The organism is Macrococcus hajekii (assembly GCF_004359505.1).
In the GTDB taxonomy this organism is placed as follows: domain Bacteria; phylum Bacillota; class Bacilli; order Staphylococcales; family Staphylococcaceae; genus Macrococcus; species Macrococcus hajekii.
In genome coordinates this window covers 1-416 of sequence record NZ_SCWE01000030.1, presented here as the reverse complement: position 1 = coordinate 416, position 416 = coordinate 1, and the positions used below count along the sequence as shown (strand labels likewise).

The 416-nt window shown below is 75.2% G+C and carries 1 protein-coding gene; it reads left to right on the top strand.

Annotation, left to right across the window (positions count from 1 at the left end; genetic code table 11):
- Nucleotides 1-243: hypothetical protein (locus ERX37_RS11225; protein ID WP_208001693.1), on the top strand; the 243-nt coding region annotated here is incomplete at its 5' end.
- Nucleotides 244-416: the final 173 nt, after the last annotated feature.

The window sequence follows — 416 nt, the reverse complement described above, 5'->3', positions numbered from 1 at the left end:
GTGGCGGTGCGCGCCCCGCTGCTGGCCGACGTGCAGGACGACACGGCCCGCTTCATCGCCACCAACGGGCTCGTGCTGCGCAACACCACGGTGCTCAACTTCCTCGACGGCTGTGCGCTCTCCATCCCGTGCCAGGCGCCCGGCGACCTGCCGGTCGGCCTGTCGGTGGGCGGCCTGCACGGCGCCGACGAGCGCATCTTCCAGGTGGGCCGCGCCGGGGAAGCCTGCCTGTGGGGTGCGTGAACGGCGCCAGGTGACCGCTGCGGCCAACCCGGTGCATGGGCTCTTGCCCGCCATGCCCTGCGGGGGCGATCCATGCCGCCGGGACGACCTCCGCCGCCCGGTGGCTGCCGCCGGCTACGCCCTCGAAGACGCCGGCCAGGTCGGCCGGCCGGAACGGGCGCAGGATGCAGCGG